Genomic DNA, 26,205 nt, shown 5'->3' on the forward strand with positions numbered 1-26,205 from the left:
GCTTATGCGCCGTGCTTCTTCTTCCAGGCCTGTACCAGACGCTCGCCCAGCTCTTCTTTATCCATAAAGCCAAAGCCCAGCACGTTGCAGCCTTCGTTGATGGCGGTCACGCCCTCTTCCACGGAACGCATGCCGTACTTGGCTTTGTAGCCATATTTGGTCTGAGCGGTGATGGCACCCGCGCCGCCGCTGCCGCAGAAGGAGATGCCGAAGGTGGCGTTTTCCGCCTTCATCACGTCACCCAGCTTCATGTCCGCCGCCACGCCTGGTACCACCACTGCGCGGCCACCCGCTTTTTCAACGCCTGCTGCAACCTTCTGACCTTTACCCAGGCGATCGCCGATAACGACTGTAATTTGTTCCATGATGTGCTCCTTAAAGGTTGTCTTTTGCGACTTCAAAGTGGACGGAGAGCAGCCAGGCTTCTTCATCAGGAAGGTTGCCAAACTGCGCCACGACTTCGCGGGCAAGCCGCATTGATTCAGGTGAAATTTCGTCAAACAGGTCAGCCTCGACCTCCGGCAGCGGCTCGCCGGTCACCGACCGGTGCGCCATGGCGCGAACGTGGGAGGTCAGCATCTGCTCCTGAACGGCATTGGGGATAATGTGGTGATGACTAAGCAGCGTGAAGGTCTGCTTGAGCATGGTGTCGGCCAGCTGTTCAGTTTGCGCCGCCTGGTCTCCAGTGTCGTTTATTACCGTTCCGTTAATCACTCGTCTTACCCCGTTATTGGCTCTGGGATAAAACTAACGCCCGCTGTTATGGGTTTGTAGCGAGTTGTTTTCCACTTCGAAGTGGAAAGGAGAGCGGCGCCAGTGATCTGTGCCACATAATTGCGCTGAATGATGATTTTTCGCTGGTCTAACGTGATGAATATCACGCTCCTGAGCGGGTAAAGCGGGGTTGTGGAGGTGAAAAAGTTTACGAGCAGACTCGTAGAAATGTGAGCTGGATAAGGTTTTCTTATGCGGATTGGGTAGAGTGGCCGTGGGTGCTTGAGACTGACCGTCTCTTGCATGGGACGGGAAGTGGAAAGCCCCACCTGACAAAAAATCAGGGATGGGGCCCGAAACGACACGTCCGAACACGTGAAGTTCGTTGCCTTACCCGCTTAAAAAGCAAGGAGGCATCCATGAAACGCAGAGATCCCAGTATCGGGGTTTTGATGATTATTTCTTTGACAATAATCATCTTAACGCTGGTGACGCGGAAGACACTGTGCGAGATCCGTTTTCGAAACGGTTCGCTTGAAGTGATTGCGCAAATGGACTGTCGCTCCGGATCGTAGGGAGCAAACATGCGGAGGCGTTTAGTACGCCTCCGCAACACGGGGAGAGGACGTGCGGCTCAGGCACCCATTAACGGTATTTTTTGTGATAAGTATTGCGCGTGGTGACAAACCCGTCGGCTGCCGCCTGCGCCTCTTTCACTTTGCCTTCGTTGGCCAGCTTCAGCGCGCCGTCAATCTGCCCGACCAGCGTCTCCAGACCGTGACGGTAATCTTTCATCTCCGCGCTGTCTTCCGCTTTGCCTTCCAGCTTCGGCGGGGTCTCTTTTTGCGCATCTACCGCAGCAGCGCGCATTTTGGTCAGGGCGCCTTTCATCTCCGCCGCATTGTCCGTTTTCTGCACCACCTTCAGGTTTTCGCTGAGGGTGTCCATATTATCTTCCAGGTCGGCAAACACCGACGAACTCAATACCAGCGTTGAGGCTGCGAGGATGGCTAACAGGTTTTTACGCATTGCTCACTTCCTTTTTTATTATTAAAAAAAGACTAATACCCTAAATAATTCGCGTTGCAGGAAGGCGGCAAGCGCGTGAATCCCCGGGAGCTTACATAAGTAAGTGACCGGGGTGAGCGCACGCAGCCAACGCATCTGCACCGTGAAGTATGACGGGTATTACTGACCGGCGATCTTCATCTCCGGTAACAGCACCGATCCGCACTGGATATTGCTGCGGGTTTCAATATCGTTACCCACCGTCACGATATTGCGCCACATATCCTTTAAGTTGCCGGCGATGGTAATTTCGCTCACCGGATACTGAATTTCACCGTTCTCGACCCAGAAGCCGGACGCCCCGCGCGAGTAGTCGCCGGTGACGCCGCTGACGCCCTGGCCCATCAACTCGGTCACTACCAGCCCGGTGCCCATCTCTTTCAGCATCTGCTCAAAGCTCAGGCCGCGGCCAGGGATCCGCCAGTTGTGGATGCCGCCCGCATGGCCGGTGCTTTGCAGCCCCAGTTTGCGCGCGGAGTAGCTGGTCAGCAGCCACTGGGTCAGGATGCCGTCTTTGATGATATCGCGACGCTCCGTGCGCACGCCTTCGCTGTCGAACGGCGTGGAGGCCAGCCCTTTCAGCAGGTGCGGATGCTCTTCAATGGTCAGCCATTCCGGCAGGATCTGCGTGCCCAGCGCGTCGAGCAGGAAGGTCGACTTACGGTATACCGCCCCACCCGCGATGGCCCCCACCAGATGCCCGAACAGCCCGGTCGCCACTTCATTGGCAAAGATCACCGGTGCTTTCATGGTAGACAGTTTTCGTGGAGCGAGGCGGGACAATGTGCGTTTTGCGCACTCCATCCCAACCCACTCCGGCGACTGAAGATCGCCCAGCGCGCGGCCAATGGTGTAGGCGTAATCGCGCTCCATGTCGCCATTCTCTTCGGCGATGACGCAGCTGGAGAGCGAGTGACGGGTGGAGCTGTAGCCCTGCAGCATACCGTGGCTGTTGCCAAAAACTTTGATGCCGTAGTGGCTGTTAAAGCTGCCGCCTTCGGTGTTGGTGATGCGCTTATCGGCGTTAAGGGAGGCTTGTTCCGCACGAGCCGCGAACTCAATGGCTTCGTCAGGGGTCACTTCTGCCGGGTGGAACAGATCCAGATCCGGGGCCTCAAAAGCCAGCAATTCGCGGTCTGCGACGCCTGCGTAAGGATCCGGCGAGGTGTAGGCGGCGATATCCAGCGCCGCCTGCACGGTACGCGCTATGGCGTCCGGGCTGAGGTCGGTGGAGGAGGCACTGCCTTTACGGTTCTGGTGATAAACAGTAATCCCTAACGCGCCATCGCTATTAAATTCAACGGTTTCCACCTCGCCATAGCGGGTGCTGACGCTCAGGCCGGTGGTTTTGCTGACAGCGACTTCTGCCCCGTCGGATTTCGCTGACGCCAGCTCCAGAGCCATGGAGACGGCCTCTTCCAGTGCTTTACGCTGCGCTGCAACTTGTGAGATCACTTTCATCGTAAATGCCATAATGTAAGGTGTAGTTAGCTGAAGTCTATCAGAGAACCGTTTCTCAGTACGCGCCTAAACTGGTAAGATTAGCCTCTTTTTTTAAGGAGCCTGACATGACTAAGCAGCCCGAAGACTGGCTCGACGACGTTCCCGGTGATGACATCGAAGACGAAGATGATGAGATCATCTGGGTCAGTAAAAGTGAAATTAAACGCGACGCCGAAGAGTTAAAACAGCTTGGTGCGGAAATGGTAGAGCTGGGCAAAAACGCGCTGGATAAAATCCCGCTCGACCCCGATCTGCGTGCCGCCATCGAACTGGCACAACGCATCAAGAAAGAGGGCCGCCGTCGCCAGCTTCAGTTGATTGGTAAAATGCTGCGCCAGCGCGATGTAGAACCCATTCGCCAGGCGCTGGACAAGCTGAAAAACCGCCACAACCAGCAGGTTGCCCTGTTCCATAAGCTGGAGCAGATCCGCGATCGCCTGATTGATAATGGCGATGACGCCCTGGCGGAGGTGCTGAACCTGTGGCCGGACGCCGATCGCCAGCAGCTGCGAACGCTTATCCGCAATGCGAAGAAAGAGAAAGAAGGGAATAAGCCGCCGAAGTCTGCGCGTCTGATCTTCCAGTATCTGCGCGAACTGGCGGAAGCCGAAGGTTAATATCGTGCATGCTGTTTGCCGGATGGCGGCGTAAACGCCTTATCCGGCCTACAAAGCGTGCGAATTGCAGGCCCGGTAAGCGTTAGCGCCACCGGGCCTTTTTATTACTCTGCGACTTCCGCTTTCTTCGCCAGGCCGTCCAGCAGCTTCTGATGGATGCCACCAAACCCGCCGTTGCTCATCACCAGAATGTGATCCCCCGGCTGCGCGGTCTTCACCACCATCTCCGCTAACGTATCCACATCGGCACTCCAGTGCGCAGGCTGGATACAGGCTTCAGCCACTTCCGCTACCTGCCAGGGAATATGCTGCGGCTGCAGGAGGAAGACTTCATCGGCACGGCCTAAAGACGGGGCCAGGTCATCTTTGCAGACGCCCATTTTCATGGTGTTGGAGCGCGGTTCCAGGACGGCCAGAATGCGTGCCGTGCCGCCCACTTTGCCGCGCAGCGCCGCCAGCGTCGCGAGAATCGCCGTCGGGTGATGGGCAAAATCGTCATACACCGTCACGCCATTCGCTTCGCCGCGCAGTTCCAGGCGGCGACGGGCGTTGATAAACGATCCCAGCGCATGAGCCGCATCGGCAGGCAGCACGCCCACATGACGGGCCGCGGCAATCGCCATCAGGCCGTTGTGCATGTTGTGTTCGCCCACCAGCGCCCAGTGCACTTCCCCAACTTTTTCGCCATCCAGCAGGACTTCCCACTGGGAGGCATCGTTGGTGAGCTTTTTCGCCTGCCAGTGGCCCTGCTCGCCCGCCAGCTCCTGCTCGCTCCAGCATCCCATCGCCAGGGTCTGCTTCAGGTTGATGTCGTTTTCCGGCAGGATAATACGTCCCTGACCCGGCACGATGCGCACCAGGTGGTGGAACTGCTTCTGAATCGCTTTCAGGTCGTCAAAGATGTCCGCGTGATCGAACTCAAGGTTATTGAGGATCAGCGTCCGTGGGCAGTAGTGGACAAATTTAGAGCGTTTGTCAAAGAAGGCGCAGTCATATTCATCCGCCTCTATGACAAAGAACGGGCTGTCGCCCAGGCGGGCAGAAACCTCGAAATTCCCCGGTACGCCACCGATCACGAAGCCCGGCTTGTAGCCGCAGGCCTCAAGGATCCAGGTCGCCATCCCGGCGGTGGTGGTTTTGCCATGAGTACCGGCAACGGCCACAACCCAGCGATCGCGCAGCACAAAGTCGTGCAGCCACTGCGGGCCCGACATGTAGGGAATATTCTTTTCCAGCACGGCTTCTACGCAGGGGTTGCCACGGGTCATGGCGTTACCGATGATCACCAGATCCGGCTGCGGATCGAGCTGGCTGGCGTCGTAACCCTCAATAAGTGAGATGCCCTGGTTTTCCAGCAGCGTGCTCATCGGCGGATACACATTGGCGTCCGAACCTGTCACCTCATGGCCAAGAGCGCGCGCCAGCATAGCCAGGCCGCCCATGAAAGTGCCACAAATCCCCAATATATGAATGCGCATACGTCACTATCCTTCTTCAATGTGGCGCACATTTTACGCATATGTCAGCAGCAGAGAAACGCATTTCAGGAAAATCTGTACTCAGCTGGCGCGATTCACCTCTGCGCGAAGATTTGAAAGTTTGTTAAGATTGTTGGGCATCAACAACTTTACTCAACATCCAATGCAGGGAAGGTGTTATGAAAACGTTAGGTGAATTTATTGTCGAAAAGCAGCACGAGTTCTCGCATGCTACCGGTGAGCTCACTGCTTTGTTGTCGGCAATAAAGCTGGGCGCCAAGATCATCCATCGCGATATCAACAAGGCCGGTCTGGTCGATATCCTGGGTGCCAGCGGTGCTGAAAACGTGCAGGGCGAAGTTCAACAGAAACTCGATCTGTTCGCGAACGAAAAACTGAAAGCTGCACTGCGCGCACGCGACATCGTTGCGGGGATCGCCTCGGAAGAAGAAGATGAAATCGTCGTCTTTGAAGGGTGTGAACATGCAAAATATGTCGTTCTGATGGATCCGCTGGATGGCTCCTCCAACATCGACGTTAACGTCTCTGTCGGCACGATTTTCTCCATTTACCGCCGCGTCACCCCTGTCGGCACCCCGGTAACCGAAGAAGATTTCCTGCAGCCGGGCAACAAGCAGGTCGCGGCGGGCTATGTGGTTTACGGCTCCTCCACCATGCTGGTCTACACCACCGGCTGCGGCGTGCATGCCTTTACCTACGATCCTTCACTGGGTGTGTTCTGCCTGTGCCAGGAGCGCATGCGCTATCCGCAGAAAGGCAGCACCTACTCCATCAACGAAGGGAACTACATTAAATTCCCGGCGGGCGTGAAGAAATACATCAAATTCTGCCAGGAAGAGGATAAAGCGACCCAGCGTCCTTACACTTCGCGCTATATCGGCTCCCTGGTGGCAGATTTCCACCGCAACCTGCTGAAAGGCGGGATCTACCTCTATCCAAGCACCGCCAGCCACCCGGAAGGCAAGCTGCGTCTGCTGTACGAGTGCAACCCGATGGCCTTCCTCGCCGAGCAGGCGGGCGGTAAAGCCAGCGACGGTAAAGAGCGGATTATGGATATCATTCCTGAGAGTCTGCACCAGCGCCGTTCGTTCTTCGTCGGCAACGATCATATGGTGGAAGACGTCGAACGCTTAATCCGTGAATACCCGGATGCCTGATTTATTCGTTTGATCAAAAGGGGCCATACGGCCCCTTTTTATTGTCGGTATGTTTGACCAAAAGGGGCCGGGCGGCCCCTTTTGTTTTTCCAGTGATTTATACCTTTGTCGGTATAACACTATATAAAAATGCTGCTGTAACCCACCGACTCAATCCGTCATCATTACGGCGTTCAAATAGTGTTCAACGGAAATCAGCAGAAATGAAAAATCTCTCTCGCTCATCCACTGGTATCGACCTCAATCTGATTCCGGTATTTATTGAAGTCGTCAGGTGCGGGAGCATGGCCAAAGCCTCTTTACGTCTTGATATGTCCAGACCGGCCGTGAGCCTGGCGCTGAAACGCTTTGGGATGCTGTTTAATGAGCCGCTGTTTACCCGCAAAGGCCTGTTTCTTGAGCCAACGCCCTATGCGCTGCATCTGACCGCCGAGATGGAAAAGCTGCTGGGCTTGATCCACGACCATATCGCCAGCGCGCCGTCCGCCGGAGAGAGCATCCCGACGCCAGCGGCGCCGGAACGCGATGAGGCTATACCTGTTGCGTCGACAGTTTAAACGACGACATCGCCTCGATAAGCTCGCGTGATTGCTCTTCCAGCGAGCGCGTCGCGGCGGAAGACTGCTGGACCAGAGCCGCGTTTTGTTGCGCGGTTTCGTCCATCTGATTGACCGCAATATTCACCTGCTCAATACCCCGGCTCTGCTCATGCGACGCGTTGGCAATCTCACGCATCAGGCGGGTCATGCGCATCACTTCGGTGGCGATCTCATCCATGGTTTCACCCGCCTGCTGGGCCAGATCGCTGCCTTCACTGACGTGTGACTGCGAATCGCTAATCAGGGTGCGGATCTCTTTTGCCGCATCGGCGCTGCGGCTGGCGAGGATACGCACCTCACCGGCCACCACCGCAAAACCACGACCCTGCTCACCCGCGCGGGCCGCTTCTACCGAGGCGTTCAGCGCCAGGATATTGGTCTGGAAGGCAATGCCGTCGATGACGCTAAGAATATCGGCGATGCGGTCGGCGCTGCCGGAGATGTCGCGCATCTTCTCAATCACGTAGCACACCATTTCGCTGCCGCGATCGGCAGTATCAGACATCGTCTTCGCCACCTGGTGTGCCTGCTCGGCGTTGTGGGCGTTCTGTTTCACCGTGGCGGTGAGTTCTTCCATGCTGGCCGCGGTCTGCTCCAGCGAGGTAGCGGTCGACTCCGTACGCTGGGCCAGGTGCATATTGCCGGCGGTCAGCTCCCGGCTGCCGGTATCGATCTGCGAACTGGCATCGCGCACGCGCAGTACCGAGCCCATCAGCGACTGGCGCATCTCTTCGATGGCGGCATTCAGGCGGTTAAACTCCTGGCTGGCGGGTGCGCTGAGGGCGTGGGTCAGATCGCCGGCCGCCACGTGCTCAAGCTGGGCGATAGAGGTGGAGAGCGGCTTCAGCAGCATATGACGCAGGGCCAGCCAGGCCAGCACAATGATGCCCGCGGTCAGCAGCGCGGCGACGATAATCAGCAGCATCACCCGCTCTTTGCTGGCCTGCACCGCCGCCACTTCGGCTTTACCGCGGCTGTCGCTCCAGGCCTGGAAAGCCTGCATGTCGTTATCGAACTGACGCGCCACCGGCACCAGGTGGTTCTCCAGCAGATCGTAATAGGCATCGGCGCTCTGCTCTTTCAGCGCGTTCTGCATCGGCACGATCCCTTGGGCGTTATAGGCCGCAAGGCTCGCCGCAACCTTCTTCAGCAGTTGCTCGCCTTCGGGATCCTTTACTCCGCCATCGATCACGTTTTTCAGCGTGGTTTGTGCCTGAGTGATTTCGTCATTGATGTTCTTCACCGATTTGGCGGCATCATCCAGCAGGCCAACCTCCATCATGCGCACGGCCTGCCCCGCCTCGTTACGCGCGCGCAGGATCAGGGTATAGCCCGAATTGAGCTGCACCAGCTGTTCACCCTGAAGATGATTAATGCGCTGCAGTGAAGAGGAACTTTGCGTGAGGGCATAAATGCCAATACCGCTGACGAGCAGCAGCAGGAGGGTCATGACGGCCAGTAACGAAAGCAAGCCGGTACGAATCGATAGCGTTTTAAGCATGATGTTATTTCCGGTAGCGAGATAAATCTGGACAGAATTAAAGGTTATCGGCCGCTACCGGAAAAGATTTAGACTTACAGCAAATTCAGTATGTTACTACTTTGTAGTTGTTGTACTAACCCGTGTTACAGGCGAGCTCTGGCGGTTCTCCCACAGCACCGTCAGCCCACGCTGCAGGGCGATAAAGATGAACAGCAGGATGCCAATCGCAATCTTGGTCCACCACGAGCTGAGGGTGCCGTCGAAGTTGATATAGGTCTGGATCAGCCCCTGGATCGCCACCCCGAACAGCGTACCCAGCACCGTACCGACCCCGCCGCTGAGCAGCGTGCCGCCAATCACCACCGAGGCAATGGCGTCCAGCTCCACGCCCACTCCCGCGAGGGCATAGCCCGCCTGGGTATAGATGGAGAAGACGATCCCCGCCAGCGTCGCCAGCCCGGTTGAGAGCATATAGATACGAATGGTGGTGCTGCGGGTGGAGATCCCCATCAGGTTGACAGAGGTCGCGCTGCCGCCGATGGCATAAACCTCATTGCCGAAGCGGGTGCGGTGGGCGAGGAAAATGCCAATCACCACCACCCCCAGCATCACCAGCCCGAGAATGCTCAGACGCCCGCCGCCGGGAATTTTCCACGCCAGGCTGGAGAGGGTGTCGTAGACCGGATGGTTGATCGGGATTGACTCCTCGGACACCAGATAGCTGACCCCTCGCAGGAAGAACATCCCGGCGAGGGTGATAATGAATGCCGGGATCTTCAGGGCGTCGATCAGCAACCCCATAAAGGCCCCGAAGGCGCAGCCCATCGCCAGCACCAGCGGGAAAGCCAGCAGCGGAGAGATCCCCCAGTAGCCGATCGCTTTCGCCAGGAAGACGCCGGTAAAGGCGATCACCGACCCCACGGAGAGATCGATCCCGCCGGAGAGGATCACGAAGGTCATACCGACGGCGATGATCCCGAGGAAGGCGTTATCGGTCAGGATGTTGCAGATCACCCGCGTCGAGGCAAAACCGGGGAATTGCGTCAGACAGTAGAGATAGCCCAGCACGAACACGCCCAGGGTGATCATTAACGGTAAATTACGTTTTATCATGGCCACGCATCCCCTTAATTAGACTGATAAAGCGCGGCGACTGGACGATCAGCACGCAGAGCACCACTACCGCTTTCACCACCTGATTGAGCTCCGGCGGGAAACCGGACAGCAGGATCCCGGTGTTCATCCCCTGGATAATCAGCGCGCCAATCACCGACAGCAGCAGGTTAAAGCGTCCGCCCATCAGCGACCCGCCGCCGATCACCACCGCAAGGATCGCATCCAGCTCCAGCCACAGGCCAGCGTTGTTGGCGTCCGCCCCGCGAATATCCGCCGCGACGATAATCCCGGCAATGGCGGCGCACACCCCGCTTAAGACGTAGGTCAGCATCACCATCAGGCGGGTACTGACCCCGGCGTTTTTCGCCGCGCGAATGTTAATCCCCACCGCTTCAATAAACATCCCGAGGGCGGTTTTGCGGGTGAACAGCCAGAAGGCAATCAGCGTCACCACCACGATGATCACCGGCGTCGGGAAGAACAGCAGCGAGCCACTGCCGATCCATGCCAGATTGGGGGCGTTGAAGGTGACGATCTGCCCGGAGGTGATCAGCTGCGCCACCCCGCGTCCGGCCACCATCAGGATCAGGGTAGCAACGAAGGGCTGTATTTTGAGGATCGCCACCAGGATGCCGTTCCACAACCCTGCCAGCACACCGGTACCCAGCGTCACCAGCAGTACCACCGGCAGGCTGTGTCCGGCTACGGTCATCGAGGCTGCCGTGGCACCCGCGATAGCCATCACCGCCCCGACCGACAGGTCGATACCGCCGGTAGCGATCACCAGGGTCATACCAATCGCCAGCAGAGCCACCGGCGCGGCGCGGTTTAAAATATCAATCGGGCTGCCGAACAGGCGGCCATCCTGAAGGATAATCTGATAAAAATGCGGTGAAACGAGGCTATCCACCAGCAGCACCAGCAGCAGCGCAATGATTTGCGGCATACCGGTGGGCCAGCGGAAGCGGCGCTTCGGCTCGCCGGTCTGAGAGAGTGAACGTGACATCACGATGTACTCCTTATGCCGCAATGGCGTTCATGATTGCCGGAACGGACAGCGCGTCCAGCGGGATCTCGGCCACCTGTTGCCGGTCACGCATGATGATCACGCGATCGGCGTAGCCCACCAGCTCCTCCAGCTCCGACGAGATAACCAGCAGTGCCAGGCCGTCGGCGCAGAGGGTTTCGATCAGGCGGATGATCTCCGCATGCGCCCCCACGTCGATACCGCGCGTCGGCTCGTCGAGGATCAGGAACTGCGGTTTGGTCAGCAGCCAGCGCGACAGCAGCACCTTCTGCTGGTTGCCGCCGGAGAGAAACTCGATCGGCTGCTCCGCGCTCGGGGTGCGGATGCCCAGCTGGCGAATAAAGCGTTCGGCAATGGCGTTCTGCTCTTTACGCGGAATGGGCCGCAGCCAGCCGCGCTGGGCCTGCAGGGCCAGAATGATGTTTTCGCGCACCGAGGCCGCGGCAATAATCCCGTCGGTTTTCCTGTCTTCCGGGCAGAAACCGATCCCGAGGCTGGAGGCCTGATGCGGGGAGCGCAGCGCCTGGGGCTTGCCTTTAATCAGGGCAGTGCCGGTGTCGGCAGGCTTAATGCCGAAGATCACTTCGGCGGTTTCGGTACGACCGGAGCCTAACAGCCCCGCCAGGCCGACGATCTCGCCGGGACGCACCTCCAGGTTAAAGGGCGCAATGGTGCCCTTCCTGCCGTAATCCTTAAATGCCGCAATGGGTTTCTCGCTGAGCAGCGTCCGGCCCGCACGCTGCAGGGCGTTAGTCTCCAGCTCGCGGCCGAGCATCATTTTCACCAGCTCGATTTGCGGCAGCTCGCGGGTTTCGCGGCAGCCGACAAAGCTGCCGTTACGAAGCACGGTAATGCGGTCGCTCACTTCATAGACCTGATCGAGGAAGTGGGTGACGAAGATCAGGCTTACCCCCTGGTCGCGCAGCTGGCGCATCAGGGTGAAGAGCATCTCCACCTCCTGGGTATCCAGGCTGGCGGTGGGTTCATCGAGGATCAGCACTTTGGCGGAGAGATCGATGGCGCGGCAGATGGCGACGATCTGCTGCATCGCCACCGAAAAGCGGTTCAGCGGTTCGCGCACGTCGAGGGAAAAGCCGTAGGACTCCATTAGCTTCGTGGCGCGGGCTTCCATCTCTTTGCGGCGCAAAAAGCCAAAACGACGCGGCTCGCGACCGATAAACAGGTTATCGGCCACCGACATGTTCGGCAGCAGGTTCACTTCCTGATAAACCGTCCCGATCCCCAGCTGCTGGGCATGGGCGGTATTTTTGGGCGAAATGGCCTGGCCTTCCAGCCAGATGGTGCCGCGATCGGCGTGATACACCCCGGTCAGGGCTTTAATCAGGGTCGATTTCCCGGCGCCGTTCTCGCCTAATAGCGCCATAATCTCGCCACGTCGCAGGCTGAAATCGACGCTATCCAGCGCTTTCACGCCGGGAAAGTACTTGCTCAATCCTTCTGTGCGGAGGATTTCCTGGTGTTGGTTTGTGGTCATGGTTCCCCCTGCATCACGCCGGATGGCGCTACGCTTATCCGGCCTACAAAAAGCGTATCGTAGGCCGGGCAAGCGCAGCGTCGCCCGGCATTTTCACTGGAGCTTAGTAGCCCATATTTTTCTTCTTCTCTAACTCTTCTTTAGCGGTATCAGGCAGGTAGAGGGTGGATTTGGTAATGGTGACTTTCTCCGGCATGGTGCCGTCTTTCTTGAATTTTTCCAGCGCGTCGAAGGCCGGGCCTGCCATGTTTGGCGTCAGCTCAACGCTGGCGTTGGCCTCTTTATCGATCATCGCCTTATAGATATCCGGCACGCCGTCGATGGAGCCGGTCAGAATATCGGTGCCCGGTTTCAGACCCGCTTCTTTAATGGCCTGAATGGCGCCGATCACCATGTCGTCGTTATGGGCGTAAACCATGCAGATGTTTTTGCCGTTGTTCTCGGCTTTGATGAAGCTCTCCATAACCTCTTTCCCTTTACTGCGGGTGAAGTCGCCGGACTGAGAGCGGATAATCTTGATGTTTGACGCTTTGGAGATGGCATCAGCAAAGCCTTTCTTACGATCGATGGCCACGCTGGCGCCGACGGTGCCCTGCAGCTCAACCACGTTACACGGCTTGCCATCCACCTGTTTCACCAGCCACTCACCGATTAATTTACCTTCCAGGACGTTGTCGGCGGTAACGGTAGTCATATAGAGAGATTTGTCTTTTACATCGATGGAACGATCGAGCAGAAACACCGGAATTTCGGCATCTTTGGCTTCTTTCAACACCGGCTCCCAGCCTGTTGCCACGACCGGCGCAATGAAGATGGCGTCAACGCCCTGGGCGATAAAAGAGCGTACCGCTTTGATCTGGTTTTCCTGCTTTTGCTGACCATCTGCGATTTTCAGCGTGATGCCGCGCTTTTCGGCCTCGCTTTTCGCGACGTTGGTTTCAGCCGCTCGCCAGCCTGATTCCGAGCCGACTTGTGCGAATCCTACGGTTAATGGGGCGGCCATCGCCATAGACGACATGGCTGCTGAAACTGCTGTGACAAGAAGTAAGCGCTTCCACATAAGAACGTCCTCGTAGGGTAGTTTATTGTTGGGTAAAAGGTGTTCTGCGAACAGACTATAGACAATGCGAGATGTAACGGAGTGTGTTACATCACACTTCAGAGAAGTGAATAAAACGTTAATCACAAGTTTGTAATCGCTTTCATTGAGCCATTAAAAATGCGGCTGAGTTTATGGATTATCTTGTCATGAGAAAGGGCTGATAGTGGCATCCGCGAGAAGGGAATGGCGAAAACAGGCGAAGACATTCGGCGCCAGTTGGCTATAATACTCGCCACTTGATTACCAATCATTTTAAAGGACACAGACATGAGCTTACTCAACGTCCCAGCGGGTAAAGAACTGCCGGAAGACATCTACGTAGTTATCGAAATCCCGGCGAACGCTGATCCTATCAAATACGAAATCGACAAAGACACCGGCGCGCTGTTCGTTGACCGTTTCATGTCTACCGCGATGTTCTACCCGTGCAACTACGGTTACATCAACCACACCCTGTCCCTGGACGGTGACCCGGTAGACGTGCTGGTCCCAACACCATACCCACTGCAGCCGGGCTCCGTGATCCGCTGCCGTCCGGTTGGCGTGCTGAAGATGACCGACGAAGCCGGTGAAGATGCGAAACTGGTTGCGGTACCGCACACCAAGCTGAGCAAAGAGTACGATCACATTAAAGATGTGAACGACCTGCCAGAACTGCTGAAAGCGCAGATCGCCCACTTCTTCGAGCACTACAAAGATCTCGAGAAAGGCAAATGGGTGAAAGTGGAAGGCTGGGACAACGCAGAAGCTGCTAAAGCGGAAATCGTTGCCTCCTTCGAGCGCGCTAAGAAGTAATTCTTACCCTGCGAAACGCCCCGACACGTCGGGGCTTTTTTATGCCCGTCAATTGTCACTAAACTGTCACATAGACTTTTTCTCCTGAAGTATTAGTTAGATAGCGTGTTTCTCCTGCCCTAATCCCCCTTCGCTCTCTTAAAGTCTGTCAGCCGTCGGTCGATACCTTCGTTACGTGATCACGATCGCTTTATTTCACCAGGGAAATACCTGCTACAGATGAAACTCAACACCCTTACCATTGGCCAACGGCTGGGGCTGCTGGCCGCACTGTTGCTGCTTGCAACGCTCTTCACCGGCCTGCGCGGGCTGGCGATTAACAACGACAGCCTGACGCAGCAAGAACAGATTATGACGATGGAGCAGTCCATCACCGAAAGCATCGATACCGCGCGTAGCGCCCAGGTGCAGTTCAAGATCCAGGTGCAGGAGTGGAAAAACACCCTGCTGCGCGGAGCCCAGGGACAGGAGGCGTTCGATAAATACAAAAATGCCTTTAGTCGTGAGAGCCAGGCCACCCAGGCGCTGCTCACTCATTTGAGCGAGCTGCTGCCCAAAATCGGTATGGATAATCGCGAGGTGCTGGCAACCCGTCAGATCCACGCCGGGCTGGAGCAACAGTACCTGAAAGCGCTGGCCGATTATCAGGTGGGGAATGTGACCAGCGCCCAGCGCGTGGATAGGCAGGTCACCGGCATTGACCGTGAACCGACCAGAATGATCGACGAGGTGGTGGCAAACACCCTCCAGCACGCAAAGGTGCTTCACCAGCAGATCGCTGACCAGAACCAGGCCCGCTATCAGCAGATCCGCTGGATGCTGGTGCTGACGATGGCATTAACTCTCGGCGCCGGAATGCTGGTGACCTGGTGGTTAATTCGCAGCATCACCCGGCCCCTGGCCCAGGCGGTCAGCATCGCCCGTACCGTGGCCGCCGGGGATTTGCAGTCCCGCTTTACGGTTGCCGGTCGCGATGAGACGGCCGAACTGATGCATGCCCTGCAGGAGATGAACATCAACCTGACCCGCATTGTGTCCGGGGTACGCAGCGGCACCGAGACCATCGCCACCGCCTCGGCACAGATTGCCAGCGGCAGCCATGAACTCTCTTCCCGTAACGAAGCCCAGGCCAGTGCCCTGGAGCAGACCGCCGCCTCAATGGAAGAGCTGACCTCGGTGGTCAAAAGCAACGCGGAACATTCACGCACCGCCAGCGATCTGGCCCGCAATGCCCGTCTGGTGGCGCGTCAGGGGGAAGAGGCCGTGGATCGTGCCATGCAGACCATGAGCGAGATCCATAATTTCTCCAGCGAGATCAACACCATTATCAGCATGATCGACAGTATCGCCTTCCAGACCAACATCCTTGCGCTGAACGCCGCGGTCGAAGCCGCCCGGGCGGGAACCGAAGGCCGTGGATTCGCGGTGGTGGCTGCTGAAGTGCGTGCCCTGGCTCAGCGTTCCGCCTCGGCCGCCAAAGAGATCCGCGTCCTTATCGATCGCTCTGTCAGCCGCATCGATGAGGGTAATGGTCAGGTCAAAGAAGCCGGGGTTGCCATGGCCGGTATTCTGCACAGCGTCAGCAAGGTGAGTGAACTGATTGAGGCGATCTCGTTAGCCAGCCACGAGCAGAGCACCGGCATCGATCAGGTGAACGTGGCCGTCACCCATATGGATGCCGCCACGCAGCAAAACGCTACGCTTTCGCAGGAGTCGTCCGCGGCGGCGCAGGCGATGCATCGCCAGGCTGAACAGCTGCTGGAGACGGTGCAGATCTTTAAGCTGCGCCAGGAAGGGGCATAACAAAAAACAACGCCACCCGAGGGTGGCGTTGTTTATCTCAGTACTGGTCTCTGTCTAACCAGTTACCGCTTTCAATCAGCGTCAGGCCGTCCACCGAACGTTGGTACACGTACATCCATGCACTGCCGTAAGGTGTCTGGATCAACTGGCGAGCGTATTCCCCGCCTCTTGTGCGCAAGGCATCAAGTTCGGCCAGCGTGGCATTATCAATACGATACACTTCACCGTGCACTGCTCCGTTCCCCGGAACCGCGCCTGGATAGTGGCCCAGGCTGTACAACTGGTAGTTCTCGATACTGTAATCCCCCAGCAACTGGGCGTTGGTCATCCAGTGGCTGTTGCCTTGCCTGGTTCGTAAACTACCGTAGACAAATATTCGCATTGCTAGAACTCAAACTGATAGAGCAAATCGAGTGCCTGATCTACGCCAGACACCGCTTCCAGATATAGCTTAGGCATCAGGCGATAGCGTAACGTGAGTGTCGCCAGCGAGTCAAAGATCCCCACGCCATATTTCACCTGCAGACCCGGCAGTACATAGCCGCTGACCACCACCTGGGAAGAGTCACCGACTCCCTGGGTGTCCAGCGCCAGATTGCTTACGCCAAACGTCTCCCCGATTTTACCCACAACCTGACCACTTTGTGCAACCCCCAGGCCGACTAACATTGAGGTCATCGCCGCACTGTCGCTCTGATTGCTGTCCAGACCTTGCCCGCGCAGCAGGTATGAGAGCGCTTCCTGCTGGGACATCGCCGGGTCGGAGAAAATTTCCGCTTTCGGTTCGTCCGCGGTGCCGGTCACGCGCACCCCGGCGATCACGTCATTCTCGGTAGCTTCCGGGTTACGGATCGCTTCGATATTCAGCAGGGGCTGATCTGGCGGACCGGAGAACAGCAGCTCGCCTTTACGCACAATCAGATCCTGCCCGTAAGCGTGGAAGCGCCCTTCCGGAATGGTGATCTGCCCGTTCAGGCCCAAGCCCTGCTTATCCTGCGCGACCTTCAGATCGCCGGTCAGCCTCGCCTTCAGGCCAAAGGCATCCAGCCGCACGTTGTTGCCCACGTGCACGATCAGGTTGCTGTTGATCGGGATAGAGGCCCGCTGCGTCTCCTCCGGCTGCAGATTGTTATCGAGCATGACCTCATCGCTGGAGACGCCTACCGCGCTCTCCGGCAGGTCATGGACTACAATGCGCGCCCATGGGACATCGACCCGGCCGTCGAGGGTGAACAGCTGCGGCGTGGCCTCAAAGACCACGTCCGGCGAGACGTCCAGCCGCACCATCGGCGGCACAGTGATGCGCACCTTGCTGCCCTTGGCCGCCACCCGCGCACGCCAGTTGTCGATCTGGCTCCAGTCGGCATCGCCGCTGAGGTTGATCTGTCCCTGCTGGGTGCGAACGGTCCCCGCCAGCGTCGAGCTCATGCCGTTGAAATTCATCGCCAGCTGGCTCGGCAGCATATCGAACGGCATAAAGTTGCCGTCGATATCCACCCCGTTAAGCTGCATCTGACCAAACAGCTGCGGGCTTTGCGCGCTGCCGGCCAGCCGCAGGTTGGCGTTCAGCATCCCGGCCGCCTTCTCGCCGCGGGAGAAAATGGCGTTCGCCATCGCCAGGTTGAGATTGCGGATGTTGACGTTGCCGCCCAGATTGCGCTGCCCCTGCGGATCGGTCACCTGGATCTGGCCGTCAAACTGGCCGTTGTTGGCGAGGCGGATGAGCCAGCCCAGTTCGGCGCGGTTGTTATGCAGATCGGCGGTCAGATTCAGGGTAGTAAACGCCAGCGGCAGCGGCGCATCGTTCACCACCTGCGTCACCTTCACGTTACGCCCGGAGAGCGTGACGTTGCCCTGCGGCAGCCCTGGTTTGGTGGCATCCCAGGCGACATCGGCCTTGCCGCTAAACACGCCGCTGGCCTGGGTAGACTCCGGCATAAACGGCTTGAGCATCGCGAGGTCAAAGCGGTTGAGGTTCACCATCGCCCGCCCTTCGGCCCCTGCGTCAACGGTTTGCGGCACGCACAGCTCGGCGTTCGGGTTGGTCCAGCAGTGCGGCCCGATGCTGATCTTCTGCTCCGCGTTGCGGTAATCCAGCGCAATGGAGCGGGTTAACGACCAGGGCCCCACCGGGGTGGCGAAGCGGGTGTTATCCAGGGTGCCTTTCCAGCGCATCTCTTTACGGTCAAAACTGCCGGCCAGGTGCAGCTGGCCGGAGACCGGCTCGCCCTGCACGCGCAGCTGGAGATCGTGCTGCTTCTCGCTACCTTTGGCTTCCAGCGTCACCTGACTGAGGTTTACGCCCGGCTGGGAAATACGATCGACGCGCAGGTTCAGATGCCCGGCGATCTGGTCGGTGGATTTGACGTCGCCGTCAACGCGAACGCGGGCGATGGTGAGCTCCTGCCAGCGCAGGCCGTTGGCGGTGATATCGGCCAGCAGCTGCGGGGCCTCGACCGTGCCGCGCACCTTAACCAGCCCTTTCGCCGTTCCGCCCAGCCCTGGCAGGGCATTATCAAGATTCGGTGCGTCGATGGTGGCATCCAGATCCAGATCTTTCACCCCCAGCTCGCCCTTGATGTCGGCGGTATTGCGGCCCAGCGCCACGTGCAGACCCGGGATGATCCACTGCAGGTAGCTGTTGCCCTTCAGCGAGCCATGTACATCCACCTTGTTCTGCTTCACGTTGCCGGTGATCTTCAGCTCCGGTACGTCCATCTGCCAGCTGCCGCCGTACAGGCTGCCGCGGGTTTTAATCAGTCCGTCGAGCTTCGATGGCCAGTCCGGCACCTCTTTGGCGGTGTTGATCCCGGTGAGCTTCAGCTCCCCGCGCCAGCTGATCGCCTTCTGCCAGTCGAGCAGCGCCGTCAGCTCGGTTTTCCCCTCCAGCGCCGCAACCGTCAGCTTATCGAGGTTGATCTGCTGCTCGTTCCCCTTCGCATCCAGTGTGATACCGGCGGGAGGCAGCCCCTCCCCTTTCACCGCGGTGCGGAACGACAGGGTGTAGTCGGTCATTTTGCCGGTGAGCTTCAGCTTCACGTCATCGGCCTGATACTGCTTCTCGCCGGTGAAGGGCCAGTAGAGCTGTTCGCTGACCACTTCCAGGTTGAGCGGCAGGCCCGCCTCGGCAAGCCGGGTCTGGCCGCGCAGCACCAGATCCACCGGGCCGGAGAGGTTCACGCCAAACTCCAGCTGCTCGCGCAGGGCGCCGCCGACCTTCAGCTTCACTTTCTCACCCTTGATTGGGTCGATGTTCAGGCTGCTGTTGAGGGTGATATCCACCGGCCAGTTATCCCGCAACTGCGCATTGCCGGTGGCGTTGACGCTCCCCTGGTTGGTGTCGATATCCAGCGCGTCGAGCTTCATGTTGCCGTCGATACTGCTCACCTTCAGCAGCATGTTGAAGACCGTCAGATCGGTATCGCCGGTCAGGCGCAGCTGCTCGCCCTTAAACTCTTCGATATTGAGGTTCAGCGGCAGATGAACGTCGGTCATCTCCGGCAGGACAGGTTTAGAGAAGAGATCTTTCAGCGTTTCGCCCAGCGGCTTCTCTTCCGGCTGCGGATTCTGAATTTTTGGCTCGACGATCTCTTCCTGCGCCACCTCCGCCACTTTCGGCAGGGCAATCAGCAGCCCCTGCAAAGCGGTCGGGGTCAGGGTCAGGTTCTTCTCCTGCCAGCGCAGGCCGGAGGTGAAGTCCATCACCGACACGGTGGTGTCGTCGATTTTGACGTTGACGTTATTCAGCGCCACCCGGCTAAGGGTAATCGGGTATGGCGTGGAGAGATCCAGCGGCCCGCTCTCCTCTTCGGCGGGCGGCGCCGCTTCCGGCATTTTTTTCGAATCTATCGTCACGAAGACATCCTTTAACGACAGATCGTTGATGCACAGGCTGCTGTCGCGCAAACAGCTGAGCTTCACCGCCAGGTGCAGATCCCCGGCGTTGACCGCCACGCCCGGCTGATCATAGCGGACGTTTTTCAGATGCAGGTCGCGCCAGCCGCCGGTGACCTGGCCAATCTCCAGCCCCGGTACCCAGCGGTTAGCCGCCTTAAACAGCAGATGCAGCCCGCTGGTGGTCCCCACCAGAAAGGCCACCGCGGACAGCAGCAGCAGGATAAACAGCACAACGCCGAGGCTGACTTTCTTCCATAAACTCATAATTCAGGCCCCAGACCGATGTAAAACTGTAAACCGTGTTCATCTTTATCCCCCACCGGCACGGCGAAATCGAGCTTGATCGGCCCGACCGGTGACTCCCAGCGCACCCCGACGCCCGCGCCGGTTTTAAAGTCGCTGCGGCGGATATCGCTCACCGCTTCCCCGCTGTCGATAAAGGTCGCCCCCCACCATTTTCCGGTGACGTTGTACTGATACTCCAGCGAGCCGGTAGCCAGCTTCGAGGCCCCAATCAGCTTGCCGTCGTCATCTTTCGGCGCGATGGATTTGTATTTATAGCCACGAATGCTGCGATCGCCCCCGGCGAAGAAGCGCAGATCCGGCGGCACTTTCTCGAAGTCGCCGGTTTCGATCCAGCCCAGATTGCCGCGCATCACAAAACGGTGGCGGTCATAGAGGGTGCGGATCCAGGCGTTCTGCGCCTGCACCACCACAAAGTCAACATCCGAGCCCCAGGCGGTATTGGAGTAGTCCACCGAATAGCGCTGGGAGTCGCCCCAGGTCGGCATCAGCCCGCCGCGGGAGCGGGTCCGGCTGATCATCACCCCAGGATAGAGCAGCATGGTGGTGTTGGTGACGTTGGCCTGGGTAAAGTGATCGAGGCTCCAGCGCAGGTTAATGGCGCGCTGCCAGCCGCTGGAGAGGTCCCAGTAGCGTGACACGGCGAGGGTCGTGGAGTCGGCTTCGGTATCGTTCAGATCGGTACGCTTAAAGCCGCCCTGCACCAGGTAATACTGCTCGAGCGGGTTTTTCAGCAGCGGCATTTTATAGCTGAAATCGAGCTGCTGCTCGGGCGCAGAGATACTGGCGTTGGTGGTCAGGCTGTGGCCGTATGAGTTCATCCACGGCTTTTTCCACGTCGCTTTTACCCGCGGACCGACGTCGGTGGAGTAGCCGACCCCGGTCTCGATGGTGTTCTCGGTGCGCGGCGAGACCACGCCATGCAGCGGCAACACTTTGGTCTTGCGCGCTTTATCAAACTCCGGGGCCACCACTACCGAGTTAAACCAGCCGGTAGCAGAGAGGCGGCGGTTAAGCTCGGCCAGATCTTTCGACTGGTAATAGTCGCCTTCTTTAAAGGGGATCAGGTTCTGCAGGTACTCGTCGCGGATTTGCGAGCCTTCGAAGGTCACATCGCCGAAGCGGTAGCGTTCCCCGCTGTCGTAATCGATATCCCAGAACGCCTGATGCCGGTCGAGAGAGACGCCCAGCTGGCTTTTGTTGAACTGGCTGTCGAAGTAGCCTTTGCGCAGCGCCACTTTAGTGAGATCTTTTTTGAAGCCGTCATAATCGCTGTGATTGAGCACGGTGCCGTTCTTCGGCCGCGTATTCAGCAGATCAAGGTAGTCATGGTCGGTGCGCGCGCCGCCACGCAGCACCACGTCCGTGCCGCCAATCAGCACCGGCTCGCCCGGCTTGACGCGGGCAATCAGCACCTGCCGCCCTTTGGCCGGAGGTGGACGCAACTCAAAGTCGATGGTGGGTTCGTAATAGCCGAGCGCTTTTAAACCGCCGCGGATGGCGTCATCCACGCGGGCGCGGAAGCGACGGTCTGGCGTCACTTCGTCGCTCTGGATCGTGGAGAGCTGTGCGCGTACGTTTTTTTGCAGCGCGCCGGATAGCCCCTCAACCTGCAAACGAACATTCGCCGCATCGGCGACTCCGCTTGTCAGCAAGAAACTGACTAAACATAACTGGCGGATTTTTGGCACGTTTTCTCCTGAATATCCTTGTTTCCACCCCTGGAAGCATATGAAGTGCCGCTCCGCAGCAGATCACGGCATAAAGCCCAAAACCCAATTCACGGGTTGAAAAATGGTTAAACAACCTAATATTTCTTATGTTTAAATCTAGACTCATTCACCGCATTTATTGTGTTCAATTAAACGCGTCGTGACAACCTTAACCCAAACATCACCTACCCGGAGGTCACACCGTGAGTTTATTCGATAAAAAGCACCTTGTTGCTCAGGCGGATGCATTACCGGGACGTAACACCCCTATGCCCGTCGCCACGCTGCACGCCGTGAACGGTCACTCGATGACCCATGTTCCCGACGGGATGGAGATCGCCCTGTTCGCAATGGGCTGCTTCTGGGGCGTGGAGCGCCTGTTCTGGCCGCTGCCGGGGGTCTACAGCACTGCGGCGGGCTACACCGGCGGCTATACCCCTAACCCAACCTACCGCGAAGTCTGCTCCGGCCAGACCGGCCATGCCGAGGCGGTACGGGTGGTGTATGACCCGAACGTCATCAGCTATGAACAGCTGCTGCAGGTGTTCTGGGAAAACCACGACCCGGCGCAGGGCATGCGTCAGGGTAATGACCACGGCACCCAGTACCGCTCGGCGATCTATCCGCTCACTCCGGAACAGGACGCAGCGGCCCGCGACAGCCTGGCGCGCTTCCAGCAGGCGATGCGCGACGCCAACGACGACCGTCAGGTGACGACCGAGATCGCCACCGCTCTGCCGTTCTACTACGCAGAAGACGATCACCAGCAGTATCTGCATAAAAATCCGTACGGCTACTGCGGTATCGGTGGTATTGGCGTTTGCCTGCCGCCTCAGCTGGCATAACAGTAAACCGGTTCTGCCTGTTTGTGGGCAGAACCGGCTCAAAAAGTGATCTCTGGCGACTTTACAGTTCATTACGCTATACTAGCCGCTGAAATAACCGGCCTACCGCTTCGGACCGGTGTTCAAAATGTCTACAACCCTGTGTGACCAACTTCCCTCCGAGGATCTGGCGAGAAGCCGGATAAGATATGTTAAACAGTATTTTAGTAATACTTTGTCTGATAGCCGTCAGTGCATTTTTCTCAATTTCAGAAATTTCCCTGGCCGCATCCCGTAAAATTAAACTCAAACTTCTCGCCGATGATGGCGATATTAATGCTCAACGTGTGCTGAAAATGCAGGAAAACCCGGGGATGTTCTTCACCGTGGTGCAAATTGGCCTCAATGCGGTCGCCATCCTGGGCGGTATTGTCGGCGATGCCGCCTTCTCCCCGGTGTTCCATAGCGTGTTCTCTAAGTACTTTTCCCCTGAACTCTCCGAGCAGCTGAGCTTTATCCTCTCCTTCTCGCTGGTGACCGGCCTGTTCATTCTGTTTGCCGATTTGACCCCGAAACGCATCGGTATGATTGCGCCCGAAGCCGTGGCTTTGCGCATCATCAACCCGATGCGCTTCTGCCTGTTCGTGTTCCGTCCGCTGGTGTGGTTCTTTAACGGCCTGGCGAACACCATTTTCCGCCTGTTCAAGCTGCCGATGGTGCGTAAAGACGACATCACCTCTGATGACGTTTACGCCGTGTTCGAGGCCGGTGCGCTGGCAGGGGTGCTGCGTAAGCAGGAGCATGAGCTGATCGAGAACGTGTTTGAGCTGGAGTCCCGTACCGTGCCGTCATCAATGACCGGCCGCGAGAACGTGATCTGGTTCGATCTGCACGAAGACGAGCAGAGCCTGAAGACCAAGGTGGCGGAACATCCGCACTCCAAGTTCCTGGTCTGCAATGAAGATATCGATCACATCATTGGCTATGTCGACTCCAAGGACCTGCTGAACCGCGTGCTGGCGAACCAGAGCCTGGCCCTGAACAGCGGCGTGCAGATCCGCAATACGCTGATTGTCCCGGACACCCTGACGCTCTCCGAGGCGCTGGAAAGTTTCAAAACCGCCGGGGAAGACTTCGCGGTGATCATGAACGAATACGCGCTGGTGGTGGGGATCATTACCCTCAATGACGTGATGACCACCCTGATGGGTGACCTGGTGGGACAGGGTCTGGAAGAGCAGATTGTGGCGCGCGATGAGAACTCATGGCTGGTGGACGGCGGCACGCCGATTGACGACGTGATGCGCGTGCTGGATATCGACGAGTTCCCGCAGTCCGGCAACTACGAGACCATTGGCGGCTTTATGATGTTTATGCTGCGTAAGATCCCGAAACGCACCGACTCGGTGAAGTTCTCGGGCTACAAGTTCGAAGTGGTGGATATCGACAACTACCGCATCGACCAGCTGCTGGTGACGCGCATCGACAACAAGCCCACCGTGCTGGTGCCGAAACTGCCGGATGCCGAAGAGAACGCTTCGGCCTAAGCCAGAAACATCAACGGCTCCCTTTGGGAGCCGTTTTTTTTACTGCATAGCACGTTGGTTAAGCCATCTCAGTTTGCAGACGCATAACCTGACGGTTGACTTCGGACATCACAGAAAAGTGCTGTTTATCCTTCACTTTTGGGACAAGGATTTTGCCCTTATCAAACTCAAAAGCGCCAACATCCTTGATATACAACCGTCCACGGAACAGGATTTTTACGTATTTCGCCACCTGAAGCGGATTGTAGCGTTGAAAAATTTTCATTCTATTATCTCCTGCGAATCATACGCTCTTGCGGCGCCACAATCGGGCCGACTCTCTGGAGCGCAAATTTTGTTGCCCAATGACTATAGACGAGAAAAACGGTGACACCCAGTCTGCATAAGTTTATTTACCTTTTGATGACAAATAATCAGAATATTCTTTGCAATGGTCACTTTCGAACAGTATATGCCTTCGTTTTTGTGCAGATATGTGCGTTCCCCCTCACTCTGGCACCGGGATTGCGGGTAAAGCGCCGCGATCGCACTTATGATTAAAACCTATGACCAAGTGGTCGGATCACCTGCCAAAAAAATAAGGAAACACCATGACCCTACGTAACATCCTGGCAACTGCCTGCCTGTTGCTGCCACTGATGGCTTCTGCACATAATTTCGAGAAGGGACAACGTGTGCCGCCGGTGGGCATTGCCGACCGGGGAGAATTGATCCTCGACAATAATGAGTTTAGCTACAAAAAATGGAATAGCGCGCAGCTCCCAGGCAAAGTGCGAGTTGTGCTACATATTGCCGGCCGCTCGTCGGCAAAAGAGAAAAACGCAACCTTGATTGAAGCGATCAAGTCGGCACATTTACCAAAAGATAGTTACCAGACCACCACCATCGTCAACACCGACGATGCGATCCCGGGCTCGGGCATGTTTGTGCGCAGCAGCCTGGAGAGCAATAAAAAGCTCTATCCGTGGTCGCAGATCATCGTCGACAGTAACGGTACGGCACGCGGCGCGTGGCAGCTGGAAGAAGAGAGTTCAGCGGCGGCCGTACTGGATAAAGAGGGCCGCGTTCAGTGGGCGAAAGACGGGGCGCTGACCCAGGAAGAGGTGCAGCAGGTGATTGCCCTGCTGCATAAGCTGCTCGGTCAGTAAAGCGAGACCCGGAAGCCGGGATTGAGGAAGGATTCACGCGGGGTATAGTCGAGCGGCTTGCCCTGCCAGTCGTGAACGTGCGCTCCCGCGGCGGCGGCAACGGCGTGGCCTGCCGCCGTATCCCAGACGTTGGTCGGCCCGAAACGAGGATAGAGCTGCGCCTGCCCTTCTGCCACCAGGCAGAACTTCAGCGAGGAGCCAATCGAGGTTGTCTGATGCTCACCCAGCTGATGCAGATACTCCTGCAGTTCGTTATCCGAGTGCGAACGGCTGATCACCACCAGCGGCGGACGGGCATCACGCACCTGAATCTGCTTACGCACGCCGCACTCTTCTTTCCACGCTTTGCCGTCGGCGGCGCTGTACATCACCTTCAGCACCGGGGCATAGACCACCCCCAGCACCGCTTTGCCTTTCTCAATCAGGGCAATGTTCACGGTGAATTCACCATTACGTTTGATGAACTCCTTGGTGCCATCCAGCGGATCGACCAGCCAGTAACGCTGCCAGTGCTGGCGTTCGTCCCAGGGCTGAGGATCTTCTTCTGACAGCACCGGAATATCGGGCGTCAGCGCCTGCAGACCCTGCAGGATCACCCCGTGCGCCGCGAGATCGGCGGCGGTCACCGGTGAGTCATCGATTTTTTGGATCACGTCCATCGGGAGCTTGCCATCATAGACCTGCATAATGGCATCGCCCGCATCCCGTGCGAGCTGACAAATTTTATCTAACATTCTCCACCTCTTTGTTAACACAGTGGGTTTAACTCTTTGTTTTATTTATATCGCATTGTGAA

General features: G+C 57.6%; 24 protein-coding genes. 9 read left to right on the plus strand and 15 right to left on the minus strand.

Going from position 1 to position 26,205, the window contains the following annotated elements; genetic code table 11:
- Positions 1 to 2: 2 nt before the first annotated feature.
- Positions 3 to 365: a glycine-rich SFCGS family protein gene (locus LRS40_RS04660; protein WP_231313223.1), complete on the minus strand. Its 363-nt coding sequence runs from the start codon at positions 363 to 365 to the stop codon at positions 3 to 5.
- Positions 366 to 375: 10 nt separating this feature from the next.
- Entirely contained in the window at positions 376 to 714 is a 339-nt protein-coding gene (locus tag LRS40_RS04665; protein WP_106994092.1) for a glycine dehydrogenase, read from the minus strand.
- Between the two features lie 452 nt (positions 715 to 1,166).
- Here LRS40_RS04665 and LRS40_RS04670 point away from each other — a divergent pair, with 452 nt between their 5' ends.
- A complete protein-coding gene (locus tag LRS40_RS04670; protein WP_231313862.1) occupies positions 1,167 to 1,289 on the plus strand; it encodes a Hok/Gef family protein in 123 nt (40 codons plus the stop codon).
- A 70-nt stretch (positions 1,290 to 1,359) separates the two neighbouring features.
- Here LRS40_RS04670 and cybC read toward each other — a convergent pair whose 3' ends face one another.
- Complete coding sequence (cybC, locus tag LRS40_RS04675; RefSeq protein WP_142488001.1) at positions 1,360 to 1,743, minus strand: cytochrome b562; 384 nt, start codon at positions 1,741 to 1,743, stop codon at positions 1,360 to 1,362.
- A gap of 159 nt (positions 1,744 to 1,902) precedes the next feature.
- A complete protein-coding gene (gene pmbA, locus LRS40_RS04680) occupies positions 1,903 to 3,255 on the minus strand; it encodes a metalloprotease PmbA (RefSeq protein WP_142488000.1) in 1,353 nt (450 codons plus the stop codon).
- 95 nt (positions 3,256 to 3,350) lie between these two features.
- Here pmbA and yjgA point away from each other — a divergent pair, with 95 nt between their 5' ends.
- Positions 3,351 to 3,902: a ribosome biogenesis factor YjgA gene (yjgA, locus tag LRS40_RS04685; RefSeq protein ID WP_142487999.1), complete on the plus strand. Its 552-nt coding sequence runs from the start codon at positions 3,351 to 3,353 to the stop codon at positions 3,900 to 3,902.
- 104 nt (positions 3,903 to 4,006) lie between these two features.
- On the opposite strand, the gene mpl is transcribed toward yjgA, so the two are convergent.
- Entirely contained in the window at positions 4,007 to 5,380 is a 1,374-nt protein-coding gene (gene mpl, locus LRS40_RS04690) for a UDP-N-acetylmuramate:L-alanyl-gamma-D-glutamyl-meso-diaminopimelate ligase (protein WP_231313224.1), read from the minus strand.
- Positions 5,381 to 5,559: 179 nt separating this feature from the next.
- Between mpl and fbp the strand changes: the two genes are divergently transcribed.
- Together fbp and LRS40_RS04700 are read left to right on the plus strand one after the other, a co-directional pair.
- Positions 5,560 to 6,558, plus strand: coding sequence for a class 1 fructose-bisphosphatase (fbp, locus tag LRS40_RS04695; RefSeq protein ID WP_032616238.1), 999 nt, complete (start codon positions 5,560 to 5,562; stop codon positions 6,556 to 6,558).
- Positions 6,559 to 6,761: 203 nt separating this feature from the next.
- Entirely contained in the window at positions 6,762 to 7,115 is a 354-nt protein-coding gene (locus LRS40_RS04700; RefSeq protein ID WP_156262772.1) for a LysR family transcriptional regulator, read from the plus strand.
- Here LRS40_RS04700 and LRS40_RS04705 read toward each other — a convergent pair.
- The 5 genes from LRS40_RS04705 to ytfQ form a co-directional block, all read right to left on the minus strand.
- A complete protein-coding gene (locus tag LRS40_RS04705; RefSeq protein ID WP_231313225.1) occupies positions 7,090 to 8,658 on the minus strand; it encodes a methyl-accepting chemotaxis protein in 1,569 nt (522 codons plus the stop codon). The genes LRS40_RS04700 and LRS40_RS04705 overlap by 26 nt on opposite strands.
- Before the next feature lie 96 nt (positions 8,659 to 8,754).
- Positions 8,755 to 9,753 carry a galactofuranose ABC transporter, permease protein YjfF gene (gene yjfF, locus LRS40_RS04710; protein ID WP_231313226.1) on the minus strand — a complete coding sequence of 333 codons (999 nt, stop codon included), beginning with the start codon at positions 9,751 to 9,753 and terminating at the stop codon, positions 8,755 to 8,757.
- Positions 9,740 to 10,765, minus strand: a complete 1,026-nt coding sequence (ytfT, locus tag LRS40_RS04715) for a galactofuranose ABC transporter, ATP-binding protein YtfT (RefSeq protein ID WP_142487994.1) — start codon at positions 10,763 to 10,765, stop codon at positions 9,740 to 9,742. Before ytfT ends, yjfF begins: the two co-directional genes overlap by 14 nt.
- A 10-nt stretch (positions 10,766 to 10,775) precedes the next feature.
- On the minus strand, positions 10,776 to 12,278 hold the full coding sequence (gene ytfR, locus LRS40_RS04720; RefSeq protein ID WP_231313227.1) for a galactofuranose ABC transporter, ATP-binding protein YtfR: 1,503 nt from the start codon (positions 12,276 to 12,278) through the stop codon (positions 10,776 to 10,778).
- 103 nt (positions 12,279 to 12,381) lie between these two features.
- Positions 12,382 to 13,338 carry a galactofuranose ABC transporter substrate-binding protein YtfQ gene (gene ytfQ / locus LRS40_RS04725; RefSeq protein WP_032616231.1) on the minus strand — a complete coding sequence of 319 codons (957 nt, stop codon included), beginning with the start codon at positions 13,336 to 13,338 and terminating at the stop codon, positions 12,382 to 12,384.
- A gap of 309 nt (positions 13,339 to 13,647) precedes the next feature.
- Here ytfQ and ppa point away from each other — a divergent pair, with 309 nt between their 5' ends.
- Positions 13,648 to 14,175 carry an inorganic diphosphatase gene (gene ppa, locus LRS40_RS04730; protein WP_103178006.1) on the plus strand — a complete coding sequence of 176 codons (528 nt, stop codon included), beginning with the start codon at positions 13,648 to 13,650 and terminating at the stop codon, positions 14,173 to 14,175.
- 219 nt (positions 14,176 to 14,394) lie between these two features.
- Positions 14,395 to 15,978, plus strand: a complete 1,584-nt coding sequence (locus tag LRS40_RS04735; RefSeq protein ID WP_231313228.1) for a methyl-accepting chemotaxis protein — start codon at positions 14,395 to 14,397, stop codon at positions 15,976 to 15,978.
- Between the two features lie 37 nt (positions 15,979 to 16,015).
- Here LRS40_RS04735 and LRS40_RS04740 read toward each other — a convergent pair whose 3' ends face one another.
- From LRS40_RS04740 to tamA, 3 genes are read right to left on the minus strand one after another with little or no spacing between them, the layout of a single operon-like run.
- On the minus strand, positions 16,016 to 16,360 hold the full coding sequence (locus tag LRS40_RS04740) for a gamma-glutamylcyclotransferase (RefSeq protein WP_142487991.1): 345 nt from the start codon (positions 16,358 to 16,360) through the stop codon (positions 16,016 to 16,018).
- 2 nt (positions 16,361 to 16,362) lie between these two features.
- Positions 16,363 to 20,139, minus strand: a complete 3,777-nt coding sequence (gene tamB, locus LRS40_RS04745) for an autotransporter assembly complex protein TamB (RefSeq protein WP_231313229.1) — start codon at positions 20,137 to 20,139, stop codon at positions 16,363 to 16,365.
- Positions 20,136 to 21,869, minus strand: a complete 1,734-nt coding sequence (tamA, locus tag LRS40_RS04750) for an autotransporter assembly complex protein TamA (RefSeq protein ID WP_142487989.1) — start codon at positions 21,867 to 21,869, stop codon at positions 20,136 to 20,138. The genes tamB and tamA overlap by 4 nt, the downstream gene beginning before the upstream one ends.
- Before the next feature lie 224 nt (positions 21,870 to 22,093).
- On the opposite strand from tamA, the gene msrA reads away from it, so the two are divergent.
- Complete coding sequence (gene msrA / locus LRS40_RS04755) at positions 22,094 to 22,735, plus strand: peptide-methionine (S)-S-oxide reductase MsrA (RefSeq protein ID WP_142487988.1); 642 nt, start codon at positions 22,094 to 22,096, stop codon at positions 22,733 to 22,735.
- Positions 22,736 to 22,923: 188 nt separating this feature from the next.
- Positions 22,924 to 24,261, plus strand: a complete 1,338-nt coding sequence (locus tag LRS40_RS04760; RefSeq protein ID WP_142487987.1) for a hemolysin family protein — start codon at positions 22,924 to 22,926, stop codon at positions 24,259 to 24,261.
- A 58-nt stretch (positions 24,262 to 24,319) separates the two neighbouring features.
- Here LRS40_RS04760 and LRS40_RS04765 read toward each other — a convergent pair whose 3' ends face one another.
- Entirely contained in the window at positions 24,320 to 24,526 is a 207-nt protein-coding gene (locus tag LRS40_RS04765; RefSeq protein WP_032616223.1) for a DUF1107 domain-containing protein, read from the minus strand.
- A gap of 325 nt (positions 24,527 to 24,851) precedes the next feature.
- Here LRS40_RS04765 and LRS40_RS04770 point away from each other — a divergent pair, with 325 nt between their 5' ends.
- Positions 24,852 to 25,409, plus strand: a complete 558-nt coding sequence (locus tag LRS40_RS04770; protein ID WP_142487986.1) for a YtfJ family protein — start codon at positions 24,852 to 24,854, stop codon at positions 25,407 to 25,409.
- Here the strand turns inward: LRS40_RS04770 and cysQ are convergent.
- Positions 25,403 to 26,143, minus strand: a complete 741-nt coding sequence (gene cysQ / locus LRS40_RS04775; RefSeq protein ID WP_231313230.1) for a 3'(2'),5'-bisphosphate nucleotidase CysQ — start codon at positions 26,141 to 26,143, stop codon at positions 25,403 to 25,405. The two genes, LRS40_RS04770 and cysQ, sit on opposite strands and share 7 nt — an antisense overlap.
- Between the last annotated feature and the right edge of the window lie 62 nt (positions 26,144 to 26,205).

Origin of the sequence: Leclercia sp. G3L (genome assembly GCF_021117075.1) — a bacterium.
Lineage (GTDB): Bacteria > Pseudomonadota > Gammaproteobacteria > Enterobacterales > Enterobacteriaceae > Enterobacter > Enterobacter adecarboxylatus_C.